We start from the raw sequence: 1527 nt of genomic DNA on the forward strand, positions 1-1527 counted from the left end.
GCAGTGGGCGCCACGCAGCGGCCTGGTGCATGCGCTGTTCCCGTCGCGGCGCGGCCTGCTGCCCTCGGTGCGCAGCCTGATCGATTATCTGGCCGAGCAGATGCCCCTGTCCTAAGAACCTGTTCAGGATCTGCTGCGCGTCGGCTAATCGTGAGCAGGCTCTAGGCTCATCCAGCGCCCTGGCACTTGCCTGACCCCACCCCAATCTACATACACTCTGCCTCTCCCTTCTTCAGGCAAGGCCATCCCGTGCAACCGGTGATCTCGATTCAACAGCTGAGCAAGACCTACGCCTCCGGCCTTCCGGCGCTGCAGAGCATCGACCTGGAGATTCGCCGGGGCGAGATCTTCGCCTTGCTCGGGCCCAATGGCGCGGGCAAGACCACCCTGATCAGCATCATCTGCGGCATAGTCAATCCGGGCGCCGGGCGGGTGCTGGTGGGCGGCAAGGACATAATCCGGGACTACCGCGCGTCCCGTGCGCAGATCGGCCTGGTGCCCCAGGAGCTGGTCAGCGATGTGTTCGAAACCGTCTGGGCCACGCTCAAGTTCAGCCGCGGCCTGTTCGGCAAGAAGCCCGATGCGGCCTATCTGGAGCAGCTGCTCAAGGATCTGTCGCTGTGGGACAAGCGCGACGCGCGGATTCTCGAGCTGTCCGGCGGCATGAAGCGCCGGGTGATGATCGCCAAGGCGTTGTCCCACGAACCGCAGATTCTGTTTCTCGACGAACCCACCGCCGGCGTCGACGTCGAGCTGCGCCGCGACATGTGGAACATGGTGCGCGGCCTGCGCGAGCGCGGGGTGACCATCATCCTCACCACCCACTATATCGAGGAAGCCGAGGAGATGGCCGACCGCATCGGGGTGATCAGCAAGGGGCGGATCATCCTGGTGGAGGACAAGCAGGCGCTGATGCACAAGCTCGGCAAGAAGCAGCTGTGCCTGCAGCTGCAACAACCCCTGGCCAGCATCCCCGCCGAGCTGAGCCGCTACCCGCTGGAGTTGAGCGACGCCGGCCACGCCCTGGTGTTCACCTTCGACGCCCAGCGCGAGCACACCGGCATCGCCGAACTGCTCAAGGACTTGGCCCAGCACGGCATCGACTTCAAGGACCTGCAGTCCAGCCAGAGTTCGCTGGAAGATATCTTTGTGTCTTTGGTCAAGGAGGCGCGCGCATGAACTTCTACGCCATCCAGGCCATCTACCGGTTCGAGCTGGCGCGCACCTGGCGCACCCTGTTGCAGAGCATCGCCACCCCGGTGATCAGCACCTCGCTGTACTTCGTGGTGTTCGGCTCGGCCATAGGTTCGAGCATGACCCAGGTGCAGGGCGTCAGTTACGGCGCCTTTATAGTGCCGGGGCTGATCATGCTGGCGCTGCTCACCGAGAGCGTCTCCAACGCCTCCTTCGGCATCTATATGCCCAAGTATTCCGGGAGCATCTACGAGCTGCTGTCGGCGCCTGTGTCCTACCTGGAGATACTGATCGGCTATGTCGGCGCGGCGGCCACCAAGTCGGTGATACTGG

The 1527-nt window shown here is 63.7% G+C and carries 2 protein-coding genes; both read left to right on the forward strand.

Annotated elements, in window-relative coordinates; all coding sequences use genetic code 11:
- Positions 1 to 249: 249 nt before the first annotated feature.
- Entirely contained in the window at positions 250 to 1179 is a 930-nt protein-coding gene (locus V6M63_RS00010; RefSeq protein ID WP_332738238.1) for an ABC transporter ATP-binding protein, read from the forward strand.
- Positions 1176 to 1527, forward strand: a 352-nt coding sequence (locus tag V6M63_RS00015; protein ID WP_332738240.1) for an ABC transporter permease, incomplete at its 3' end; no start/stop codon positions are given. The genes V6M63_RS00010 and V6M63_RS00015, both read left to right, overlap by 4 nt.

It is taken from the genome of Hydrogenophaga sp., from assembly GCF_036675665.1.
GTDB lineage: Bacteria > Pseudomonadota > Gammaproteobacteria > Burkholderiales > Burkholderiaceae_C > Hydrogenophaga.